Here is a 787-nt window from a genome sequence, read left to right as displayed (position 1 = left end):
CGACGCTGGAGGTGTTGAGCATGTCTGACGAGCCCCATATCCCGGCCCCGTGTCCAGCCTCGTTGGCGGATGGTGGGCGTGCTTTGTGGCGTGGCGTGGCGGACGTGTTCGAGCTGACGCCGGAGCAGTTGGTGCAACTGGAGGAGGCGTGCCGGGCAAAGGATCGGCTCGATTCTCTGGATGCGGCGATCCGTGGCAAGCATGACGTGCTGCTGTCGATTGAGACGGACGGTAACGGAGTGTCCAGCTTGGTCGTGAACTCGGCGCTGCGTGAGGCGAACGCGACGGCCACGGTCCTCAAGCAGCTATTGGCCGCGCTGCGGTTGCCAGACGTGGAGGGTCGCCGGCCCCAGTATCGGGGTCCGAGGGGTGCCTATCAGAAGTCTGTGGAGTCGGTCGCATCCGCCGGCAAGGTGTCGAGCCTTGACCGGGCGCGGAAGCGGCGCGCAGGCTGATGTTCCGGCCCTTGTTCGAGGGGCAGAAGTGCTCTCTCGGCTATGCCGTCATCGACTGGCTCGAGGCGTATGCCTGCCATGGCCCTGGGCCGGTGGAGGGGCAGCCGTTGACGTTCGATGACGAGATGTTTGACTTCATCGTGGACGCCTACGAGCTCGAACCGGCGTCGGGGCGTCGGTTGATCTCTCGTGGCGTGCTGTCGATGCCCAAGGGTCGGGCGAAGTCGGAGGTTGCAGGGCTGATTGGCGTGGCGGCCGTGGCACTAATTTCATCTAAACCATCTCTGCCGGCAACAAACAGGACGTGATTAGCTCCCAGTACAACAAGCGCT

The 787-nt window shown here is 63.9% G+C and carries 1 protein-coding gene; it reads left to right on the top strand.

Features of this window, described 5'->3' with window-relative positions; genetic code table 11:
* The first annotated feature begins 562 nt into the window (after positions 1-562).
* On the top strand, positions 563-763 hold the full coding sequence (locus ACRPLY_RS26770; protein WP_432232224.1) for a hypothetical protein: 201 nt from the start codon (positions 563-565) through the stop codon (positions 761-763).
* Positions 764-787 lie beyond the last annotated feature (24 nt).

This window comes from Priestia sp. TGN 0903, assembly GCF_050846855.1.
In the GTDB taxonomy this organism is placed as follows: domain Bacteria; phylum Bacillota; class Bacilli; order Bacillales; family Bacillaceae_H; genus Priestia; species Priestia zanthoxyli.
The sequence above is the reverse complement of the archived record's forward strand: the minus strand, read 5'-3'. Positions and strand labels throughout refer to the sequence as shown.